This is a genomic window from Bradyrhizobium sp., from assembly GCF_049512235.1.
Lineage (GTDB): Bacteria > Pseudomonadota > Alphaproteobacteria > Rhizobiales > Xanthobacteraceae > Bradyrhizobium.
The window spans coordinates 1-2,674 of record NZ_JBEKXH010000741.1; the positions used below are offsets into that span (position 1 = coordinate 1).

A 2,674-nucleotide genomic window follows, 5' to 3' on the forward strand; every position below is an offset into this window, starting at 1 on the left:
ATCGCGGTAAAGTGCGATGTCGGTAACGAGAGCGATATCCTGGCGCTGTTCAAGGCTGCCGATGCGTTCGGAACGCTGGGCGCGCTGGTCAACAATGCCGGCATCGTCGGGACCACCTCGCGGCTCGACGAAATCTCCGCGGATCGGATCGCGCGCATGATGCAGGTCAACGTCACCGGCAGTATACTGTGCGCGCGCGAGGCGGTGAAGCGGATGTCGACCCGCCACGGCGGCAAGGGCGGGGTCATCGTCAATCTGTCGTCGGTCGCCGCTAAACTCGGCGCACCCAATACCTATGTCGATTACGCCGCCTCCAAAGGCGCCATCGATTCCTTCACCATCGGTCTGGGTTACGAAGTCGCCGGCGAGGGCATTCGCGTGGCGGCGATCCGGCCCGGCCTGATCGATACCGAACTGCATGCCTCGGGCGGCGATCCCGACCGCGCCCACCGGCTCAGCCATCTGGTGCCGATGAAGCGCGTCGGCAGCGCCGAGGAGATCGCCAACGCCATCGTCTGGCTGATGTCGGACGAGGCCTCCTACGTCACCAGCGCCATCCTCGACGTCTCGGGCGGCCGCTAACCAGCGCCATCCTCGACGTCTCGGGCGGCCGCTAACGCCTGTCACACCCATCAGCTACGGAACGTTTCAATATGGCTAGTTACGATCTCGTCGTCATCGGCACCGGTCCCGGCGGATATGTCTGCGCGATACGCGCGGCGCAACTCGGCATGAAGGTCGCCGTGGTCGAGAAGAACGCGACCCTCGGCGGCACCTGCCTCAACATCGGATGCATGCCGTCGAAGGCGCTGCTCTACGCCTCCGAAATGTTCGAGGAGGCTGGGCATTCGTTTGCGAAGATGGGCGTCAGTGTCGCCGCTCCGCAGCTCGATCTGCCTTCGATGATGAATTTCAAGCAGCAGGGCATCGACGGCAACGTCAAGGGCGTCGAGTTCCTGATGAAGAAAAACAAGATCGACGTCATTGTCGGCAAGGGCCGGATTCTCGGTACCGGCAAGGTCGAGGTCACGGGCGACGACGGCAAGGCGCAACTGGTGGAGACCAGGAACATCATCATCGCCACCGGCTCCGATGTCGCCCGCCTCAAGGGCATCGAGATCGACGAGCGGCGCATTGTGTCCTCGACCGGGGCACTCTCGCTCGACAAGGTGCCCGAGAAACTGTTGATCGTGGGCGCCGGGGTGATCGGGCTGGAACTCGGCTCGGTCTGGCATCGGCTCGGCGCCGCGGTCACCGTGGTGGAATTTCTCGACCGCATCCTGCCGGGCATGGACGGTGAAGTTGCAAGGCAATTCCAGCGCATTCTCGAAAAGCAGGGCTTTGTGTTCAAGCTCGGGGCCAAGGTCACCGGCGTCGATACCTCGCGCAACAGGCTGGTTGCGCAGATCGAGCCGGCCGCGGGCGGCGTTGCGGAGACCCTGGAAGCCGACGTCGTGCTGGTGGCGATCGGTCGTGTCCCCTACACCGAGGGGCTCGGCCTGAAGGAGGCCGGCGTTGCGCTCGACGGCCGCGGCCGGGTCCAGATCGACGCGCATTTTGCCACCACCGTGAAAGGCGTCTACGCCATCGGCGACGTGGTTGCCGGACCGATGCTGGCCCACAAGGCGGAAGACGAGGGCGTCGCGGCCGCGGAGATTCTCGCCGGCCAGGCCGGGCATGTTAACTACGACGTCATTCCTGGCGTCGTATACACGACGCCGGAAGTGGCCTCGGTCGGCAAGACCGAGGAAGAGCTGAAGCAGTCGGGCGTGGCCTATACCGTCGGTAAATTCCCGTTCACCGCCAATGGCCGCTCCAAGGTCAATCAGACCACGGAAGGATTCGTTAAGGTTCTCGCAGATGCGAAGACCGATCGGGTGCTTGGCGTGCATATCGTCGGCCGAGAGGCCGGCGAAATGATCCACGAAGCCGCCGTATTGATGGAGTTTGGTGGCTCCGCCGAGGATCTGGCGCGCACCTGCCACGCCCATCCGACCCGTTCGGAAGCCGTCAAGGAAGCCGCGCTTGCGGTAGCAAAGCGCGCCATCCATATGTGATCCACCTCCAGGCCGGATGGTGGTAAACTTCTAAACGGAAGTTGCATAGCAACTTCCGTTTAAAGCCACCGCGCCGGACACGGAAACATGATGCGCCGCCTACTTCAGCCTTTCTGGGTTCTGCTTGCGGTCATCTTCCTGATCGAGGCCTGGCTGTGGGATCATCTTGAGCCTGTCGTGGCGTGGGGGGTGGCACGCATTCCGCTGCGCGCCTTCAAGCTTTGGCTCGCCGAGCGCGTCGATACGCTGTCGCCGGCGATGACGCTGATCGTGTTTTTCGTCCCGGTGATCCCGCTGTTCCCACTGAAGCTGGTAGGCCTATGGCTGCTCATGCATGAATACTGGATCAGCGCCGTCCTGCTCATCATCTTCGCAAAATGCCTCGGTGTCGGCGTCGCAGCTTTCGTATTCGACGTGACGCGGCCAAAACTGCTGGAAATGCCCTGGTTCGAAAAGCTCTATGACTTCGTCATCGCGCTGCGCGCCAAGGCCACCGCGCTGGTCGAGCCGATCCAGCTGCGGATCAAGCAGGCATTGCGCGGCAGCAGGGACGGCTGGTCATTGCGCACGCTGCGGCTGATCCAGCGCTTCCGCAAGAGCGTGCATGGGGCGCGGTA

Annotated in this window: 3 protein-coding genes; all 3 read left to right on the forward strand. The window is 63.1% G+C overall.

Annotated features, from left to right (window positions below; translation table 11 throughout):
• Positions 1-582, forward strand: a 582-nt coding sequence (locus tag ABSG20_RS34670; RefSeq protein ID WP_423868938.1) for an SDR family oxidoreductase, incomplete at its 5' end; no start/stop codon positions are given.
• A 71-nt stretch (positions 583-653) separates the two neighbouring features.
• The gene (gene lpdA / locus ABSG20_RS34675) at positions 654-2,057 is read left to right on the forward strand and encodes a dihydrolipoyl dehydrogenase (RefSeq protein WP_423868939.1); all 1,404 of its coding nucleotides are present in this window, start codon (positions 654-656) and stop codon (positions 2,055-2,057) included.
• A gap of 87 nt (positions 2,058-2,144) precedes the next feature.
• A partial coding sequence (locus ABSG20_RS34680; RefSeq protein WP_423868940.1) for a hypothetical protein occupies positions 2,145-2,674 on the forward strand: 530 nt, incomplete at its 3' end.

Excerpts from the sequence above, each read along its gene's own strand:
- lpdA (WP_423868939.1), top strand. The coding sequence starts at position 654 with ATGGCTAGTTACGATCTCGTCGTCATCGGCACCGGTCCCGGCGGATAT.